This window comes from Pantoea sp. C2G6, assembly GCF_051336815.1.
Taxonomy (GTDB): Bacteria; Pseudomonadota; Gammaproteobacteria; order Enterobacterales; family Enterobacteriaceae; genus Pantoea.
This window is the reverse complement of the sequence record NZ_JBGMNJ010000018.1, coordinates 53,097-72,053: the sequence shown is the minus strand read 5'-3', so window position 1 is coordinate 72,053 and position 18,957 is coordinate 53,097. Positions and strand designations below refer to the sequence as shown.

The 18,957-nt window shown below is 54.2% G+C and carries 18 protein-coding genes, 1 tRNA gene and 1 pseudogene; 12 read left to right on the top strand and 8 right to left on the bottom strand.

Annotated elements, in window-relative coordinates; translation table 11 throughout:
- Positions 1–895: 895 nt before the first annotated feature.
- Entirely contained in the window at positions 896–2,350 is a 1,455-nt protein-coding gene (locus ACCW71_RS18800) for an AMP nucleosidase (protein ID WP_436374012.1), read from the bottom strand.
- A gap of 475 nt (positions 2,351–2,825) precedes the next feature.
- Between ACCW71_RS18800 and ACCW71_RS18795 the strand changes: the two genes are divergently transcribed.
- The 7 genes from ACCW71_RS18795 to ACCW71_RS18765 all read left to right on the top strand — a co-directional run bounded on the left by ACCW71_RS18795 (position 2,826) and on the right by ACCW71_RS18765 (position 8,845).
- Positions 2,826–4,235, top strand: coding sequence for an EmmdR/YeeO family multidrug/toxin efflux MATE transporter (locus tag ACCW71_RS18795; RefSeq protein WP_436374010.1), 1,410 nt, complete (start codon positions 2,826–2,828; stop codon positions 4,233–4,235).
- A gap of 195 nt (positions 4,236–4,430) precedes the next feature.
- A complete protein-coding gene (locus ACCW71_RS18790; protein WP_436374008.1) occupies positions 4,431–5,543 on the top strand; it encodes a lactonase family protein in 1,113 nt (370 codons plus the stop codon).
- 144 nt (positions 5,544–5,687) lie between these two features.
- Positions 5,688–5,843 (top strand): hypothetical protein, encoded by a 156-nt coding sequence (locus ACCW71_RS18785; RefSeq protein WP_436374006.1) that lies wholly within the window; start codon positions 5,688–5,690, stop codon positions 5,841–5,843.
- 357 nt (positions 5,844–6,200) lie between these two features.
- A complete protein-coding gene (locus ACCW71_RS18780) occupies positions 6,201–7,829 on the top strand; it encodes a VENN motif pre-toxin domain-containing protein (protein WP_436374004.1) in 1,629 nt (542 codons plus the stop codon).
- Positions 7,826–8,299: a hypothetical protein gene (locus ACCW71_RS18775; protein ID WP_436374002.1), complete on the top strand. Its 474-nt coding sequence runs from the start codon at positions 7,826–7,828 to the stop codon at positions 8,297–8,299. Before ACCW71_RS18780 ends, ACCW71_RS18775 begins: the two co-directional genes overlap by 4 nt.
- A gap of 141 nt (positions 8,300–8,440) precedes the next feature.
- The gene (locus ACCW71_RS18770) at positions 8,441–8,566 is read left to right on the top strand and encodes a hypothetical protein (RefSeq protein WP_436374018.1); all 126 of its coding nucleotides are present in this window, start codon (positions 8,441–8,443) and stop codon (positions 8,564–8,566) included.
- 15 nt (positions 8,567–8,581) lie between these two features.
- The gene (locus tag ACCW71_RS18765) at positions 8,582–8,845 is read left to right on the top strand and encodes a VENN motif pre-toxin domain-containing protein (RefSeq protein WP_436374016.1); all 264 of its coding nucleotides are present in this window, start codon (positions 8,582–8,584) and stop codon (positions 8,843–8,845) included.
- Between the two features lie 568 nt (positions 8,846–9,413).
- Here ACCW71_RS18765 and ACCW71_RS18760 read toward each other — a convergent pair.
- Positions 9,414–9,794 carry a YidB family protein gene (locus tag ACCW71_RS18760; RefSeq protein WP_436374000.1) on the bottom strand — a complete coding sequence of 127 codons (381 nt, stop codon included), beginning with the start codon at positions 9,792–9,794 and terminating at the stop codon, positions 9,414–9,416.
- A 25-nt stretch (positions 9,795–9,819) separates the two neighbouring features.
- Positions 9,820–10,080: a GlsB/YeaQ/YmgE family stress response membrane protein gene (locus tag ACCW71_RS18755; protein WP_436373999.1), complete on the bottom strand. Its 261-nt coding sequence runs from the start codon at positions 10,078–10,080 to the stop codon at positions 9,820–9,822.
- A gap of 163 nt (positions 10,081–10,243) precedes the next feature.
- Here ACCW71_RS18755 and ACCW71_RS18750 point away from each other — a divergent pair.
- Positions 10,244–10,504 (top strand): annotated as a pseudogene (locus ACCW71_RS18750) (LysM peptidoglycan-binding domain-containing protein); the annotation flags it as partial.
- A gap of 856 nt (positions 10,505–11,360) precedes the next feature.
- Here the strand turns inward: ACCW71_RS18750 and ACCW71_RS18745 are convergent.
- The 3 genes from ACCW71_RS18745 to ACCW71_RS18735 form a co-directional block, all read right to left on the bottom strand.
- Positions 11,361–11,436, bottom strand: a tRNA-Asn gene (locus ACCW71_RS18745).
- A 103-nt stretch (positions 11,437–11,539) separates the two neighbouring features.
- Positions 11,540–12,316 (bottom strand): DgsA anti-repressor MtfA, encoded by a 777-nt coding sequence (mtfA, locus tag ACCW71_RS18740; protein WP_436373997.1) that lies wholly within the window; start codon positions 12,314–12,316, stop codon positions 11,540–11,542.
- 179 nt (positions 12,317–12,495) lie between these two features.
- Positions 12,496–13,173: a hypothetical protein gene (locus ACCW71_RS18735; protein ID WP_436373995.1), complete on the bottom strand. Its 678-nt coding sequence runs from the start codon at positions 13,171–13,173 to the stop codon at positions 12,496–12,498.
- Positions 13,174–13,784: 611 nt separating this feature from the next.
- Here ACCW71_RS18735 and ACCW71_RS18730 point away from each other — a divergent pair.
- Both ACCW71_RS18730 and ACCW71_RS18725 read left to right on the top strand, forming a co-directional pair.
- Positions 13,785–14,489 (top strand): phosphohydrolase, encoded by a 705-nt coding sequence (locus tag ACCW71_RS18730; protein WP_436373993.1) that lies wholly within the window; start codon positions 13,785–13,787, stop codon positions 14,487–14,489.
- A gap of 72 nt (positions 14,490–14,561) precedes the next feature.
- Complete coding sequence (locus tag ACCW71_RS18725; protein ID WP_436373991.1) at positions 14,562–14,813, top strand: Arc family DNA-binding protein; 252 nt, start codon at positions 14,562–14,564, stop codon at positions 14,811–14,813.
- Positions 14,814–14,862: 49 nt separating this feature from the next.
- On the opposite strand, the gene ACCW71_RS18720 is transcribed toward ACCW71_RS18725, so the two are convergent.
- Both ACCW71_RS18720 and dcm read right to left on the bottom strand, forming a co-directional pair.
- A complete protein-coding gene (locus tag ACCW71_RS18720) occupies positions 14,863–16,461 on the bottom strand; it encodes a methyl-accepting chemotaxis protein (protein WP_436373989.1) in 1,599 nt (532 codons plus the stop codon).
- A gap of 121 nt (positions 16,462–16,582) precedes the next feature.
- Positions 16,583–17,959, bottom strand: a complete 1,377-nt coding sequence (dcm, locus tag ACCW71_RS18715; RefSeq protein WP_436373988.1) for a DNA (cytosine-5-)-methyltransferase — start codon at positions 17,957–17,959, stop codon at positions 16,583–16,585.
- Between the two features lie 190 nt (positions 17,960–18,149).
- Between dcm and ACCW71_RS18710 the strand changes: the two genes are divergently transcribed.
- Entirely contained in the window at positions 18,150–18,629 is a 480-nt protein-coding gene (locus tag ACCW71_RS18710; RefSeq protein WP_436373986.1) for a very short patch repair endonuclease, read from the top strand.
- 52 nt (positions 18,630–18,681) lie between these two features.
- Positions 18,682–18,957, top strand: a complete 276-nt coding sequence (locus ACCW71_RS18705) for a hypothetical protein (RefSeq protein ID WP_436373985.1) — start codon at positions 18,682–18,684, stop codon at positions 18,955–18,957.

Below are 18,957 nucleotides of genomic sequence, written 5' to 3'. Positions count from 1 at the left end.
GCCGACGTCCTGTCGGCTCATCCTTGCCTCCGGTTGTTCCTCAGCGCTACGGATGCCTCCCCAACGGCCCCGCCTGTAATTTTTGTTGGTTTCAGTGGGCACTGAGTTGCCGGTTACACACGGCTGGGTTTCGTTTTGCAGCGGTTACACGCTGAGAAGGTTTCGCTTAGCAGCGGGCTGACTATGAGCAGGTTTCGCCCGCCAGGTGTGGGGGAGTTTCAGGTCGCCGGAGCGGGCGCTCGCGTCAAGGGGCGGACGCCCGCCCCTTAACAATCCCGGCGCCCGGCAGCCTGCGCGCCCCGCTTTGCGGGGTGCCTTCGTCACGCCCTGCGGCCACGGACCGGCCGGACGCGCCCTCCCTGGCGCGGCCCGTCCTTTCGCCGACGTCCTGTCGGCTCATCCTCGCCTCCGGTTGTTCCTCAGCGCTTCGGATGCCTCCCCAACGGCCCGGCCTGTAATTTTTGTTTTATTGGTGGTGCCACCGCGTGGCCTGTGAACCTGCAAAATACATCTGCCAATACCCTGCTTAAAAATACGCACAGCGATGAAGAACCTGGCAAAGAAAGAAAAGCTAACAGCGGGAGGGGAGGCCGTCTGAAACGCTGAGCCGAAGAGGGATTTCAGGACGAGCGACAGGGATGTCGCGAAGAGGCGGGTCAGCGCCATGGATGGCGCGTTCCGCCGGTCCGTCGGAAATCCCGAGGAGGCGAGGGGACCGCGAAGCGGCGTTGAAGCCGGCCGGAGCCGGGGGTCAAGGGGGCGCGGCGCATGGCGCCCCCTTGTTGGTCGCCCGCAGCGGCGAACCTGAAACTGCCGCAGCCGCCAGGCGAACAAAACCCTCTCAGCGCCCGTTCACCGCGTGAACAACCCCAGCCCGGTCGCTGCCGAACCCATCCTACCTGAAAGGCGGCTCATTAAACGTCCGCAACTTCCGCGAGTGCAGCTTATCTCCCTCGGCGCGCAGCAGCTCAACCGCGTGAATACCAATCTGCAAGTGCTCTGAGATCGCTCCTTCATAGAAGCGGTTCGCCTGTCCCGGCAGCTTAATTTCGCCGTGCAGTGGCTTATCGGAAACGCACAGCAGCGTGCCGTAGGGCACCCGGAAGCGATACCCCTGCGCGGCAATGGTGGCGCTCTCCATATCCACCGCCACCGCACGGCTCAGGTTAAAACGCAACGCCGAGGCGGAGTAGCGCAGCTCCCAGTTGCGATCGTCAGTGGTGACGACGGTGCCGGTACGCAGCCGCTGTTTAACCTCTTCGCCTGGCATATTGCTCACCGATTTCGTGGCGTCATACAGCGCGCGCTGAACTTCAGCAATGCTCGGCACCGGAATATCTGGCGGCAGCACGCTATCAAGCACATGGTCGTCGCGCAGATAGGCGTGGGCCAGAACATAGTCACCAATCCGCTGACTCTCGCGCAGGCCGCCGCAGTGACCAATCATCAGCCAGGCGTGGGGACGCATCACCGCCAGATGATCGCAGATGGTTTTAGCGTTCGACGGTCCGACCCCGATGTTAATCAGCGTTATGCCGCGACGGTTTGGTGACGTCAGGTGCCAGGCGGGCATCTGATGCTTTTTCCACGCCAGATCTGAGAGCATCGACTCGCTGTCGGCGGTGTCGGCTGTCAGCACCACATCGCCCGCGCAGGCCAGGCTGTCGTAAGGCGTAGAGGGGTCACGCACCTGCTCAATCGCCCAGCGCACAAACTCATCCACATAACGGGTGTAGTTGGTGAACAGCACAAACGGCTGGAAATGCTCCACGCTGGTGCCGGTGTAGTGGCGCAGACGGGCCAGTGAGAAATCGGTGCGCAGGGCGTCAAAATGTGACAGCGGGAACTGCGCTTCGGCGTGGAACAGACCATCGGTGGTCTCGTCGCCAATTTGTGAAAGCTCGGTGGTAGGGAAGTGGCGGGCGATACCGGCGCTCATGGTGCGATCCAGCGACAGGTCGGAGCCATCAATCACGTACGGATAGGGGATCTCCTGGCGGGAAGGCACCACATCAATCTCCAGCTGATACTCCTTCTCCAGCATCGCCAGCTGTTCCGCAATATAGTGACGCAGCAACGCCGGGCGGGTGATGGTGGTGCTGTAACTGCCGGTGTGGGTAAAACGTCCCCAGGCGCGGGTCCGGTTCTGTTGCGGACCCTCGCCGCCCCAGGTGATGCGCAGCTCCGGGTAAACAAACAGGCCCTGTGAGCGGGCTGCGGCGTCAGGCAGCGTGCCATCTTCGATAAAGACTTTGATTGCCGCGCGCAGCGCCTCAACCGCTTCATCATACAGGCGTTCCAGTTCATCCAGCGCCTGCTGGCTGGTCAGGTTTTTCCGTTGTGTCGGCATGGTTTCTCCTTCCATTTTTATCCGCAATTCGCCACTAGCTTAGCGGGTTTGTTACGGATATTGGTGAAGAATCTGTGATCGCCGATTATTTGCACTGAGCCGGGGTTTAATCTCTCCGCTGCCGTCAGGCGTAAAGGGGAATTTCGCCAACGGTCGTTAAGAAAATCTTTACTGTTTCCGCTAAAACAGGCTGACACGCAACTCCCTGTTGGAATCTGATAACGTTGTGACACGCGGCAAAATTGTGGCGGCCAGCTCAGCGCTGGCAGGTCATAACCGCAGGAAAATAATAAGGCCGATGACAGCGGGCGGGGCCGCAAAGCAGTTTCTGCCGTAGTGAGACTAAAAAGTTTGTAACGATGATTAATTTGGCAAGGAAAGACTTTGCATATTTCCCGGCTCACTATCATCATTAGATCTCCTGTCCAGTCTCTTCTGATTTGGTAATCCTTTGCAAAATCCCGGCGTAGCAGTGATGCAGGCGATTAAGCGTACGGCGTGGTATCCAAAGCGTCGCGCTTACCGCACGCTCTACTGGCGTGAAATATCGCCATTAGCAGTACCTATCTTTTTCGAAAACGCCTGTGTGCTGTTGATGGGCGTCCTGAGCACCTTCCTGGTCAGCTGGCTGGGTAAAGAGGCGATGGCGGGCGTTGGCCTGGCTGACAGCTTCAATATGGTGATCATCTCCTTCTTTGCCGCTATCGATCTCGGTACCACGGTGGTGGTGGCGTTCAGCCTGGCAAAACGCAACGGCAAGCGCGCCCGAGCCGCCACGCGCCAGTCGCTGGCGATGATGACGATATTCGCCTTTGTGCTGGTGATCGCCATCGAGTTCTGGGGACATCTGATCATCGATGCGATAGCCGGTGCCGCTGAGCCAAAAGTCAAAGCGCTGGCGCTGAGCTATCTGCAAACCTCCGCCTGGAGCTATCCGGCGGCCGCCATCACGCTGATCGGCAGCGGCGCGCTGCGTGGCGCGGGGAATACCAAAATTCCGATGCTGATCAATGGCGGCATGAACATCCTCAACATTATCATCAGTAGCGTGCTGATTTATGGCTGCTTCTCGTGGGAAGGATTAGGGTTTATCGGGGCCGGGCTGGGGCTGACCATCACCCGTTACATCGGCGCGATCGCGGTGATTTACGTGCTGATGAGCGGCTTTAACGCTTCATTAAAGATCACCCTGTCGAGCTATTTCCGGCGCTGGAACAGCAGCATTCTGATGGAAGTTTTAGGGATAGGCGTGCCTGCCAGTATCGAATCGGTGCTGTTCAACGGCGGTAAACTGCTGACGCAGGTGTTTGTCGCCGGGATGGGCACCAGCGAGATTGCCGGTAACTTTATCGCTTTTTCCATCGCCTCACTGATCAACCTGCCGGGTAACGCCCTCGGTTCCGCCTCGACCATTATTACCGGCACCCGACTGGGGAAAAATCAGGTGTTCCAGGCGGAACGTCAGGTGCGGCACGTCTTCTGGCTGGCCACCACCTGCCTCACCGCGATGGCGCTGCTGACGGTGCCGCTGGCCGGTCTGCTGGCGCGCTTCTATACCAGCGACCCGGAAGTGATTAACGTGACGAAGCATCTGATCTGGCTTAATGCGCTGTTTATGCCGCTATGGGCCGCTTCCTGGGTGCTGCCAGCCGGACTCAAGGGCGCACGCGATGCGCGCTACACCATGTATGTCTCGATGTTCAGCATGTGGGGTGCGCGGGTGGTGATCGGCTATCTGCTGGGTATTGAGCTGGGCATGGGCGTGACCGGGGTCTGGCTGGGGATGTTCCTCGACTGGACGGTGCGCGGCATCTTCTTCTGGTGGCGACTCAACAGCGGTAAGTGGCTCAATCGCTACCGGCAGATGATTGCCAGAACCGGGTAGCGTCCATCAGTAGCCTTCCCCAGACCTTCGGGGGAGGGCTGACCGCGGTTCTGAGCGGTTAAAAATAACATCTCCGTCACATCTCCAGACTTTCAGACCGATTTTCAGTCAGTTGCACAAAGCCAGCCAGCGCGGGGCGGGTTAGCGTAAAGTACGCTGCGCATCGACGCACGACTTACGCATACAGGTGACCCTATGATCCCTCTTAAAACGACGCTGGCTCTGCTGCCGCTGCTGTGTAGCAGCACGCTGTGGGCGACGACCTTTGTTTATGTCTCAAATGCTGAATCCGGCACCGTCTCCCGCTATCTGCTCAACGACACCAGTGGCAACCTGCAATGGCGCGGCGATACCGCTGCCGGAAAGAAGATTATGCCTTTGGCCGCCAGTCCTGACGGCAGACACCTCTACGGCGCACTGCGCAGCCCGCCCTATGCCATCATCAGCTGGCGCGTGACCCGGCCCAGCGGCGATCTGCAAAAACAGGCGGTGACACCGGTCGCGGCCAGCTTTCCGTGGATCACCACCGACAACAGCGGGCGCTATCTGCTGGCCGCCTCCTATGACAGCGATATGGTCACCAGCAACCAGATTGATGCGAAAGGCGTGGTCACGAGCCAGGTCACGGGCGAGGTGAAAACCGGGCCGCATGCCCATTCCGTTATCACTGATGTCAGCAACCATTCGCTTTACGTCGGCAACCTCGGCGCGGATCGGGTACTGCAATACGCCTTTGCCGATGACGGTGCCATCACTCCGCTCGGTACCGGGTTTGTTCAGGGCGAGAAGAACAGCGGTGCGCGGCATTCGGTAATTGCACCGGATAATCGTTTTCTCTATAACCTGGCTGAGATGAGCGGCACCATCACCCAGTTCCGGCGCGCAGCCGATGGCACGCTGACCGCGCTGAAAAGCTGGCCCAACGCCGTAGCGAAGAAATATAACCTGCAACATGGCGTGCAGCGACCGGCGGGCTACAGCGATCCGACGCCCCGTATCTGGGCGGCAGATATTAAAATCACCCCGGACGGACGCTTTCTCTATGTCACCGAGCGGACTTCCAGCACGGTGAGCGGCTACCGGGTTGATAAGGCAAGCGGAGAATTAACCCTGATCGGCAGCTGGCCGGTCGAGAAACAACCGCGCAGCATCGCCATTGCTGCACAGGGTAAATGGCTGATCGTCAGCGGCGAGAAGAGCGCGGTGATAGGCAGCTATGCTATAGACCCTGCCAGCGGTGAACTGAAGCGGGTGGCAGAGGCCCCGGCGGGAAAAGGGGCGAACTGGGTGACGCTGATCCAGCGGTAAGCGGCCTGCGGCAGCCGCTGTCAGTGAGAGAGTCGGCAGAGGATCGCTATGCCATCTCCGGTATAAGCAGTGCAGAAATTTTTGGTTCAGATTGGGCGTATAAGCGGGTTAACTCAGGACATTAACTGATGCGGAGAACCTGAGATGAAACAGAAACTGATAGCCTGGTTTGAACAACTGCTGAGCGGCCCTGCGCAGAGTGAAGCGGGAGGTGATATTAATCTGGAGCTGCTGCTGCCGCTTAGCCAGTTGTATGGACTGGAATATTACCCGGCAGTGCATCGCTACCATGAAAAATAGTGGCTGCTGGGCTGTTTCCGGTTAATAGCCCGCTATCAGGCGGGTTTTTTTGCGTCGGACGGTGGGCCTGGCATCGTTCTTTCAGCCAGTACTGTCGCTTATTAAGCCGCTCAATACTTCAGTGCGCTGACGGGAAAGATTAAGCCTGCGGCGATAAATCGTCATAAGTGCATCTCCTCCCATTCAAGCCCTTAATACTCAATAAAACCGCTTACGCAAAGAAAGTGGTCAGCACGTTGTGAATTTGGCTTAGGAAACATCACTGGCACGCTGGGGTGGTCAGACATCGACAACCACGCTTCTTACAAATCCAGCAGCTCATCGATCAGCATGGGCGGGGGTAATGAAGATAATAACATGTCAGGCGGTGCGATCCCGACCTCGGCCAATGCCCACGGAAGCGCATCCGGTACCACCCGTTCAGCCGTGGCCGACGGTGCCATTACGGTGCGTAATACTCAATCTCAGACACAGAACGTCGCGGCGCTGAGCAGGGACACTGATAACGCTAACGGTCATATCGACAAGATATTTGACAAGGATAAAGTCGCCCGTAAGCTGGAGTTCGCCCAAGAGGTTCAGGAGCTGGGTCAGCGTGTAGCCAGCGATGTCAGCAGTTATAAAATGCAGGCAGCTGAAGCAGAGACTAAAGAAAGGCTGCTGAAAGCGAATCCGCAATATGCCAGTTATTCTCCTGAGGTCTTTAACAATCTGGTCGTAAACGACGCGGGCTATAAAGCCGTGGCAGAGAAGTGGGGCACCGGCGGCAGCTATTCCATGGCGGCGGCAGCGGTGACGGGCGTGCTGGGCGGCCTGGGCGCAGGTAACTTTGGGGCTGCGGCAGCGGGCGGGATGGCACCCTATATCGCCAGCAAGATTAAGCAAGAGACCAGCACAGTTGTCGACGGCCAGGTTAAGACCAACGTGCTGGCTAACACCATGGCGCATGCGGTCGCTGGCGCCGTGCTGGCTCAGCTGGCGGGTAACAGCGCCTCAGCGGGTGCCGCCGGTGCTGCGGGTGGTGAGCTGATGGCCAGAGCTATCCTCAGAACGATGTACCCTGGAAAACAGGCCAGCGAACTGACGGAGGACGAGAAGCAGGTTGTCAGTGCACTCGGCCAGCTGGCGGCGCAGTTGTCGGCGGGAGTGGCATCCGGTTCTGTTGAAGGTGGCATTCAGGGCGCGGTGGCAGGAAAGAATGCGGTTGAGAATAATGCGCTGAGTGATATTGCTCAGGCGCAGTCTGAAGGTAAGACGCTGGAGCAGAAGGCCGGTGAGTACGTTGAAGCCGAAAACGAGCGCTATAAGAAGGAGAACTGCGGCGGAATGAGTGCCGAAGCCTGCTCGGTGAAGATGTACACAGAGCGGCGTGAAGCGCTGAAAGAAACGGTATCATTGGGCGCTGACTTCGTGCCTGTCGTGGGTGATATAAAAAGTTTTGCGGAAGCACAGTCGGCGCTGGATTACCTGGCCGCTGCAATTGGTATAATTCCTGGCGCGGGAGATGCGGCAGGCAAAGTCATCAGGGCGGCGGAAACGGCGCTGAAGAAGGGCGATATTGCTGAAGCGTCGAAGCTGATTAATAAAGCCAGTGATGAAATATCAGGGCATTTACCAGGTCCGGGTCAAACATCCTTACCAAGCTCTGGCATTGGATCTAATGCTGCATTCTCGGTTAACAATGCACAATTAGGTAAAAAGCTTGGAAAACACGTTGAAGATTTTGGTGGTAATGCATCGAACGCAGCAGATAGGCAGCACGTATTAGATATTATCAACGATATTGGTTCTCACCCGGATAAAGTTATTGCTGGAAAATTTGCGGGACAAGGTACTGGAGTTGGTGCCAGTCGGGGAGATGTATTTTTTAGGATAAAGGGTAGTGATGTTATTGTGACCAAACCAGATGGTAGCTTCGTCACTATCCTTAAAGATGGTATTAATAATACATCTGTAAAAAACACTCTGAAGGGGGAACCGAAATGATTAATGTTGTGAAAGGTTATCAAGAATGGACTCGCAATGTCGTTGGAAAAAAACTTCTCGGGGTCACGGGATTGATTTATTCACTTGAAACTAAAGATTTTATTCATCCTCAGCAATTACAACTTGTTTTTTCAGGGGTTAAAGAGAGGGGGAGTTTTAAATGTGGGAAGGATGGCGCGACACTTGAATTAACAAACTTACCTCTCCAGGGAAGTGACCTTGGTGAGTATGGGAAAGAAATAGTTATTGATATTTCAAACATTTACCCGCTCGTTAATTACCTTGGAAAAACACTTTTAAAAGTGTTTTTAATGTCTTCTTCATTAGAGAATGCATTTATAGGTGTAAAGCTGGTTTTTGAAGGTGAAGTAAACCTGTTCATTATGAATATCGGAGATGAAATAAGCATGTTAGAATCTTTGTCATCATCATATGAACAAGACGAAGGAATTAAATATCAACAGTTATAAATTAAAAACTGGACCTCGCTTTACTGACGTCCTTTTTGTTTTAATGAGCAGTTTTTAGCGTATAGCAGGTTCGGAGTGGGCAGTAAGGTGTGGTAGGCCATCGTTATCGGTATGAGTTAAAGCGATTTCTGCATCAGCGTGTTGGCGAGCTTAAAGGTGGACGCGGGGCGCAACCTGACGCTGACCTCAGAGCCGGATAGCGACCGTTACGACAGTAAACAGCAGAGCAGTAACGCGGGCATGAGTACCGGCGGCGTCATCGGCTGAGATTTTGTGGGCAACATGGCGAACGGGATGCTGGCGGGTCTGAAGAACAGCGACAGCCCGGACAGCACTGCGGATACGGTGGAGGGGATTCAGGCGGCTAAGAACGCGGTTGAGAATAACTCGCTGGAAAGTGACGATGATGAGTTGCAGCGGGAACATGGCAATCCCCCGGTAAAAGTCCTCACGATCAACCCGAGGAAACTGAATGTGCTTGATGGAGATGGGAATTCACTTAAAGCCGGAGGTGGTGGGACAGGCAAAAGAGTCATCAACAAATGACAGCAAAATAAGCATGTTCGCGTAACAAATGAATATAAGATCGCATATGAAGCAGGGCTCAATAAAAATATAATTACTTTTTCTGCGGAGTCATTGCTTAAAAACTTAGGAAAAGGCAATAAATTGACCATCCCCTTGTCGGGTATCCAGGTTCAAAGAAAAAAATTGATTATGGGCAGAATATTGGAAAATATATCGATCCCCAGACAGACATATCGGCTCCAACGACTAACGGAATAGTCAATATCCCGTCACTGCTAGCTTTGAAAAATTCTTCCATGCAGTGTTATCTAATATGGTTATTCTTGAACCGTTTTATTATTTAACGGCAGTTATATCTATGCATCAGTGGTTAATCCGGGTAACGGGTATCATATGGAATTTATAGAGGCATCGTGCAAATCAGAAGGATGTTAATTTTATTTAAATAATAAAATATATTGCTTACTGACACCACCTCGATTGAGCTGTTAGCATTAACACAATGATTTGCCTGGATTAGTCTGAATTTAAAAGATAAAAGCCTGCCATAACTCTCTCAGGCTTTTATCTTTTTATTGAGCGGTGCTTAGTGCACTAATTGACTGACCAGTGAGGTGAGGTCGGTTTTTTTATCAACAGTTCCGGCTGAAGAGGCCTTATCAACCAGCTGTGGCAGATATTTCACCAGCAGGTTCAGCGCATCCCCGGTGTTGATGCCCATGCGCGAAGCCAGCTGTTCAATGGCTTCAGAGTTAATCATTTTTTGCACCAGATCGCTGCTCAGAGCCACGTTCTGTTGGTCGCCCAGCCATGAATTAACAATCTCGCTGTACTCACCGGACTGAAGGTGATCGACGATGGTGTGTAATCCACCCTGTTGCTCCACCCACTCCAGCAACCCTTTAACTTCCTGACTGGTCTGATTATTCAGACCGCACATGCCTAACACGGTATCCAGTAAGCTCATTCTGACTTTCCCCGAAATGATAATATTAAGACTGCTTGCAGGCTCTGATTTTATGAATCACAAACAGCACCACAATTGAACCCACAGTCGCAATGCCGATGCTGTAGAGGTTAAAACCACTCACTTTGCCAAAGCCCAGTGCAGTGCTGATTACACCACCAATCAGCGCGCCAATAACGCCCAGAATAATGGTCATGAATATCCCCATGTGCTCTTTGCCTGGCATAATGCATCTGGCGATAATTCCAGCGATTAATCCAAATACAACCCATGACAATATGCCCATTCTTATCTCCCCGTTTGATTATTAATATTGATGACGTTTAGCTTTTGTTTAATTCTCACAGCCAAAGCAAGCGTATCGTACGCTCCGCAGTGATTATCATCAATCCTGTTTTTTTAATTTACGTAAACGTATCAGAAACGATAGGGGAATAAATATGAGCATTCTGGATAATATTAAAAATATTGGCGGTGAGTTGTTACATGCTGTAGATAAAAATGTTGAAGATAACGCTGCAACTAATTCAGCAGCCAGTTCTGCCAGCGGCCGTACTTATACCGTTAAGTCAGGCGATACGCTGAGCGCAGTGGCTAAGCAGTTTTACAATGATGCATCAAAATATGTGAAAATCTTTGAAGCCAATAAAGAAATACTCAGCAGCCCGGATAAGATCGTCCCTGGCCAGGTATTAACCATTCCTGAGTAATATTTCATCAAGCTGCTAAGCCAGCCGGAGCCGAAATTTTTCCTGGCTGGTTTTTATACTTCAGCGCAAGGTGGCTACCAGTCACCGGCAGAGCAGCAAGCAGTAAAGGTCACGCAGGATAAATTTCAGAGTGCGATGTATCGCCGGAGAGGGCTCTGAGAAAAATAGCGGGCCGCAAAGCAAAAAAGCAGACATCCGGGGATGTCTGCTTTGTTTAAATGGGCTGCCAGGATCGGAAACCCTGAACAGGGTTTATTCTTTAGCTCACCAGAGCTTAGTAGAGAGGGTAAGGATGTCAGCGGCTTATGGATTTCATTTTTCCCCTGCGAGCAGCGAATGATCCCAGCGTCGCCATCGTGCAGTCATTCATAGGGTGTCTGGTTGGATGTAGCCTGACTGACAAAGACACCTTTGATCGTTATTTTTAAAAATACTGAATGCAGTTCATCCGAGTGAAATCACCCTATTTACCGATGTCGGTGCAATACTGAACTCTCTATTTTATGTGCAAATAGTCGAGCGATCTTCTGATGGTAACAAGCCAGAAATGCGTCAGCGTAACGTGAGCGATACCGCTAACGAATAATCGATACGAAAGATCGAAGAAAGAATATTGCTGAATGTTGGCAATTAAAAAAGATGTTAATTAATACAGGGTTTAATTTCCACATCGATTTACTGGCGTTGATCACTGAATAGACGCCTGTAAAGAACAATGTTGCTTCCTTTGGAAAGGACTGGCCATGCGCCAACATCCCGTAGCTTCGAGAGGGTTGTGGTGAAAGAGGGGGGCATCTGGCCAATTCCCGACAACAAAAAGCCCGCTCAGGTTTCCCTGAGCGGGCTTCTCTAAATATGGCTCCTCTGACTGGACTCGAACCAGTGACATACGGATTAACAGTCCGCCGTTCTACCGACTGAACTACAGAGGAATCGTTGGAACGAGGCGAATATTAGCGGCGTCGCCCCAGGGTGTCAACAGCAAAAAAGACATTATCATTCAACTGGCTAGCTTTAAAGCAAAGCGATCGCGATTTAAGCAGTTTGCGCAGTGAGCGCCGTGAGTTTTTGCAGCGGGTCCTGCTGGTAAAACTGGCGCAGATGGCTGTACATCGCGGGAAACCGCTCAGCCAGCAGATCCGGGGCGGTGAAAAAGTATTCCGACAGCACCGCGAAGCACTCTGCCGGGTCGCTGGCGGCGTAAGGATCGATCGTGGCGGCCTGTTCGCCTACCATCCCGACTTCACTTTCAATCTGCGCCATCGCGGCCCGTAAATCCTTTTCCCACAGGGCGACGTCACGTAACGGCATCACCGGAATTCCGCTGGTATAACCGCTGCCGCGAGCATCAAGTTTATGGGCGACCTCATGGATGACCAGGTTAAAACCGGAGAGATCGAAAGAGTCCTGAATATCGAGCCAGTTCAGCACCACCGGACCCTGAGTCCAGCTCTGACCGGCGTGAACAGCAGGGGCACTGTGTACCAGGCCATCTTCATCCTGCCACTGATCTTCAACCCTGAAAGGTTCGGGATAGATCAGCACATCGTGAAAGCCATCCAGCCACTCCAGACCCAGCTTCAGCACCGGCAGACAGAACAGCAGGGCGATCCGCACGCTGCGCAGTTCATCAAGCACTGCGCCATCGAGCGGAACCAGTTTTTTCTGTTGCAGAAAGCGTTGCGCCAGCTCAACCAGCGTCTGCTGTTCAGTGTCGCTCAGTTGGGTGAAAATCGGCTGCGCCAGCCCCTGCTGCCACGGCAGCGCAGCCAGCGTGTTGTCGTTATGCGTTTTCCAGGGCCATTTAAACATCGCAACTCCCGCACAGAATCGGACTATTTCGCTATCCTGACGCGCCAGATGTAAAAATGCCAGCATGGAAAACGCGATGCTGGCACTGTTTATCAGGCTTCAGGGCTAAGGGCTGTCTATTCAACCCGTTAGCACGGCCGCTGTCTGTGATTCAACCCGCAAAGCGCGGGGCTGAGAGGTCAGTTGCGCTCAATGCGCCGGAACTCAATCACCCACACCCAGGGATTCACTTCCCAGCTGGTGGCACCATACTGCTTTTGCCAGGCTTTGCGGTAGGCTTCTTTGGGAGACTCGGAGTTGACGTTCATGGTGAAGAAGTTGTTGAGGAAGTGCGAGTCGGTCTGCACGCCTTCCGCCATAATGTCATCTTCACTGATGTCCTGGATTTTTTCAGCGCGCACGCCGGTAATTTCCAGATTAATGCGGCTGGCCCAGCGCGGCATATGAATGGCTGTCTGCCAGCCAAACTGTTCCGCTTCAGGGGTACTCATCGCGTGCTGGCCCAGCTCGTTGCTGTCGGCCCGGTACTGGCAATATTGCGGCTGGCGGAACAGCGTCGGATCGCGCTCATATTCTGCCAGATCGTCCTCCGGCACCATCGGGCCGCGCCAGGTTTCACGGACCCACAGCACGTCGCCCGGCTTACCGTAGGGGCAATGGTAACTGATGTCGGTCATCGACATCATTTTATAACCATGCAGATGATTGGCGCTCACATCGAAAGCATGTACGCCCTCATGGTGATCCTGCCCCGGACCGAAAGCCTGAGTTTTCATAATGCGCCGGGTTTGCGTTTGCTGGCCAACCAACAGGGCACGAACACGCTGTTCGGAAAAAAGAATCGGCCGTTCTTTCATGGATTACCTCTTTTTATTAGTAGAACCCGGTTACTGCTGTAAACGTCCATTTGCTTCTCATACTGGCGCTATCATAAAGCCTATAAATCATTTTACTTAATAATTTGTCACCTTATAGTCAGGTGAAAATGGCTGCGTCTGGTATTAAAAATAATCAAAGTGCAAAAAGCGCACCAAAGTTTATCACGCAACCGGCAAAAAGCGACGAACAGCCCAGATACAGTACGTTATAACGGTAAAAATGGGAACCTTTTCAGAATTATTCACCTGTCATTATGCACAGTTTTCTCATTATTAGCGGTATAAAATCGTGGCTGACCGACGGTTTATTCTCTTTTTGCGTCGGTTTAATCATTACTGCTGTTAAACTAATTTTCTTAGCACCAATCCGCTGGCGAAACCCTGAAAACCGCTGAAATTGCGGTTATTGTGTGACAGAGATGCTATACAGATGATCCAGATCCCACTTTTCTGCCGGAAAACTCTGGCAGCACCGCTCTTTTCAGTCGCACTGTAAAAAAAGTGTCATTAGCCAGTCGTTATGATGGCTTGCCGTTTGCGCACCGATCGCGACAGAGATCACGCTGTCGATTACTACAGGGAGATAGATTATGTCACTCACACTCTGGCAATCTCGCTACGAAAGCTGGTTTCAGGCCAACTGGATCCACGACGACGGCGCGCATGATATTGCGCATCTGCGCCGCGTCTGGATGAGCGCGCAACGTATTATGAACGGCAGCAGCGCCAATCCGCTGGTGGTGTTAACCGCCTGCTACTTTCACGATGTGGTCAATCTGCCAAAAAATCACCCGGAACGTCATCTGGCGTCTACGTATGCGGCCACAGAAACCCAGCGTATTCTGCAACAGGATTTCATTGATTTCCCCGCCGGGCTGATTGATGAGGTTATGCACGCGGTGAAAACGCACAGCTTCAGCGCAGGCATTCCGCCGCAGACGCTGGAGGCGAAAATTGTGCAGGACGCTGACCGGCTGGAGTCGCTGGGTGCCATTGGTCTGGCAAGGGTCTTTTATACCGCCGGCGCACTCAATCGTCCGCTGTTCGATAGCAGCGATCCGCTGGCTAAAGATCGTGAACTGAATGATGCAAAATGGACGCTGGATCACTTTCAGAAAAAGCTGCTGCGCCTGCCGGAAACCATGCACACCGAGACGGGGCGGATGCTGGCTGAGCATAACGCCGATTTTCTGGTGCGCTACATGGCAAAACTTTATGCCGAGCTTCAGGGTAATCTGGTGGGGATGGATGAGGGCGTGCTGCGCGACTTTACCCCTCTGCACAGTGAATATTAAATTTTTGTGACAGTATGTTAATCGAAACGGTCATCCGGTAGCGTGGAAGCAATAACAAAAAGGAGCAGCAAAATGACCGAAACCGTTAATTTGACGATTAAAATTGATCCTGAACTGAAAGAAACGATTAAACAGCTGGCGCTGGAAAACCAGATCTCAATGAGTCAGGAAATTGTGCAGCGTTTGCAGGCCAGCCTGAACACCCATCCTCATCCGGCGGTCGATAATCAGAGCATCACTGAAGAGGCGTCAGCCGGATTAAGCGCCGCAGAAGTGAAGCAGATACGCCTGCTGCTGAAGAAGCAGGGTAAGAAAAAGAAGTAATGAAAAACCCGTCGCCAGACGGGTTTTTTTATTGCCGATCTCTGGCGGCTTACGGCGCGCCGAGACGGAACTGCCGCACCGTCTGTGCCAGACGGCTGGCCTGCTGTTGCAGCGCCTCAGCCGCGCGGATCTGCTGCTGACTTAACCCCTCGTGAGTCTGTAATTGCTGATTCAGAGCCACTATCTCGCCTGCAATATGAGACACCCGGCCGCTTTGCGCGGTGGCGTTCTGCTGTAGCTCATTCAGCCGGATCACCACGGCGCTGACCGCCGCACCAATCTGCATAAAGAGCGCTTCCAGCGACTTGACCTTACTGAAACCGCTATCAACGTGCTGCCGGGTATGCTGGATCAGATCGTCAATCTGGCGCGTGGAGTGGCCGCTTTTGGTTGAGAGCAGGCCGATCTCCTTCGCCACCACCGAAAAGCTGCGGCCATAGGCTCCAGCGTGCGCCGATTCAATCGCGGCGTTCAGCGCCAGCAGGCGGGTTTGCAGTGACAGGCTATCCAGCAGATCGACAATCCCGGCGATGTCGCCCGATGCCTGCACGATCTGCCGCATCTGGCTCTCCATCTGATCGACCTGCGCGGCGCACTGCTGCATCAGCTGGTCGGCGGATCGCGCCTGATCGGTGGCCTGCAACGAGAAGCGGGTGCTGTTTTCCACCTCTTCCGAGACCCGATGCAGCCGCTGCGACAGCTGGTTAAAACTGACCGTCTGCGCCTGATACTGCTCGCGCGCCTGCTGATTGCAATGCTGCATCTCGCCCGCGCCAGTCGCCACGCTGCCAGCGATCACCTCTATTTCGCCGATGATGCGGCGTAAGCCGCGACGCATCTCCTCCAGCGCACTAAACAGCTGTGAGGTCTCGCGCGACTGCCTGCGGGGTGGGGTAACATCGGCGGTCAGATCGCCGGTGGCAACCGCCTGCAACTGACGACTGGCCAGTTGCAGAGGCGTGATAACCCCCCGCAGCAGCAGCACGCCACCGGCCAGCAGCAGGCCAGAAAGCAGGCCGGTCATCAGCAGTGACACATTGCGCGTCCCGGTTAAGCGGGTGAGTGAATGCTGATTCATCGCGGCGAGCTGATGATTCGCCTGGCTAATCTCCTGAAACCAGGCATCGTTGAACTGCTGCTGGTAGGCCTGCATCGGCACCTGGAAAAAGGCGTCAATATTGCTGGCATGCAGCCCGTTGAGCTGCTCGGTCAGCCCCTGCACCAGCAGGGTAAAACTCTGCTGCAAGGCGCAGTCGGGCGCGGCATGATAGTGGCTGAAGCCCTGTTTAGCCGCGGCCAGTGAGCGGCTGGCGCTCTCCGCCAGGCTTTTCCAGCTATCCACCGAGCCACTCTGCTGATCCTGCATCAGATAGATACCGGCACGGTGGCTGTTGTCGCTGGCGGTAAGCAGTTCGATACGGGCGCGATCCAGCAGCGCCAGACGTTCGCGCAGGCGCTGAGTCTGCGTCAGACCGGTTTTTGTCTGACTGACCTGCTCCGACAACATCACAATACCGGTGGATTGCAGCAGGCAAAACAGCACCACAAACAGCAGAAAATGGCTGCGCAGACTGGCGATCCAGCCCGGCAGCGCAAAAGAGAAGAGACGTTTACCGCCGCGCGGCGGCAACAAAGTAAGCAGTGACATCAGGCAACCCAATAAAGAAAAGCAGCAGTATTAAGGGGTTGCGTGACATCTTTGTGACAGGTCCGCCAGGCGGCGGCAAAACAGCAGAATCGGCTGGCTTAACAGAAACCGTATCGGTTTATCAGCCCTTTAACGCCCGGATATGGGGCAGTAACAGCTGGGCCACCGCGGCAAACACCGGTACCACTACCGAATTACCAAACTGCTTATAGGCCTGGGTATCGGAAACCGGGATGCGGAACGAATCACTGCCAGGCGTATCGAAGCCCATCAGACGTGCGCACTCACGCGGTGAGAGGCGACGTGGACGGCGCGCCATATTTTCCGCATCCTGAAACGCCACGTCGCCCAGCGAGTGGTCCCAGCCGCGATCGATCAGGATTTCCGAGCCATCTTTGTAGTAGCGCGCCGAGAGGGTACGCACGCAGCAGTCAGGATTACGCGGGTCGTTCAGGCCAAAGCCGAACCCGTTGCCTTTGGCTTTATGTTTTTGCGCATACTGATAGAGATAGCGCCAGAGGATTGGCGACAGGATATATTTGTCGTCGGGCTCTTTTTCCAGCAGGCTTTGCAGGCTTGGCACCTGCGGCGGGTAAAACTGACGGATGTCGCGCAGGGTAAAATCGGCTTTTTTCAGGTCGCGCCGTATTCCCACCAGCACAATGCGTTCGCGATGCTGGGGCAGGAAGTGACGGGCATCAATCACTTTGGCATCCGGGCCGCTGGCAGCGGCGTCGGCCACCTCGTAGCCCAGTTCATCCAGCGTCTCCATGATAATGGCGAAGGTCCGGCCTTTATCGTGGCTCTTGAGGTTTTTCACATTCTCCAGCACAAAGAATGGCGGCTTTTTCGCCGCCAGAATGCGGGCCACATCGAAAAATAGCGTGCCCTGCGCCTGACACTCAAAACCGTGCGCGCGACCCATGGCATTTTTCTTGCTGACGCCCGCCAGCGAAAAGGGCTGACAGGGAAAACCGGCCAGCAGCACCTGATGGTCGGGGATCGCCGCGTCAATGGCGCGATAAATCGCCTCATCGCCGCTGATACCCTCCGGCTGCGTCACCTGGCGGATGTCGGTATTGAAGTGATGCTCCAGCGGATCGCTATAATGATTGGCTTTATAGGTGCGGACCGCCTCTTTATTCCATTCGCTGGTAAACACGCACTTGCCGCCGATCGCCTCAAAGCCTTTGCGGATGCCGCCAATTCCGGCGAAGAGATCGACAAAACGAAATTCCGGGTCATCATAGTGAGCGGGACGGCGGGGCAGCAGATCCTGCAACAGGTGCCATTCCGCCTCGCACAGCGGCGGCAGCGCGGCTTTCCCCTGACGGACACGGTTGAGTAGCGCGGGCGTCCAGCCGGAAAAGCCCGCCTGTTGCAGGCGGTTCGTCACATCACGGACCGAATAGATCGCCAGCAGCTGTTGAAAAAGTTCAGACGCATCAGCAGATGAAAGTGCATCAGAGAGTGGTTCAGCGAGAGCGGCGGGATGCATGCATTTTTCCTTAACAGTGAGCGGCCTATGCTATCACTCCTGACGCAGCGTGGAAATTGTCCCGACGTGCCGGGCGGTTATACGACCGGAAAGTTCTGTTTTTGCGCCAGAGCCGGGCGGCGGTCAGTCTGCGGCTTTCGCTTTTCGTAGCGCAGACTAAAGTTGAAGAACCAGCAGATAAGGAGCGGTTATGGCTGATGTGCATTCCAGCGAAACACGCAGTAAAAATATGCGTGCGATTCGCGCTCAGGATACGGCTATCGAGCAACGCATCGCGCTGTTGCTGAAGGACCGGGGATTCAGCTTTCGCGTGCAGGATAAAAACCTGCCGGGACGGCCCGATTTTGTGCTGACGGAACAGCAGGCGATTATTTTTGTTCATGGCTGCTTCTGGCATCGCCATCACTGTTACCTGTTCAAACTGCCGGCCACCCGCACCGAGTTCTGGACCGGGAAAATCAACAGTAACGTGGAGCGCGACCAGCGTTACGTGCGCCAGTTGCAGGAAAGCGGCTGGAAGGTGCTGATTATCTGGGAGTGCGCCCTGCGCGGCAAGCTCCGCCTGACGGATCAGGATCTGCTGGAGCGGCTGGAGGAGTGGCTACTGGCGATGTCGCAGAGCGCGGAGATCGACCATCTCGGCATTCATCATTACAACGCCGATTGCTAATCCGCGACATAATTGGTTAGATCGGCGCTTTCTCCGTGGCCAGGAGCCTGACATGAGCAGCATCAAACTGACGGTAAAACGCCTGTACCAGCTTCAGGACGAGCGGATGGTGAACACCCGTGCGACCGCCCGAATCTATCAAGGCGACAGGCTCATCGCGACGGAGGAGATCACCGGCATTACCGAAAGCCCGGTCAGTAAATATCTGCATGCGGAAGGTGCCGCCGGCGAAGCGGTGCGGGTGGAGTGGGATTGTGAGGGCATCGCCGATATGACAGTGACAGAAATCGAGCGCTGCCCATGTTGTCAACATAACGAACCAGACTAA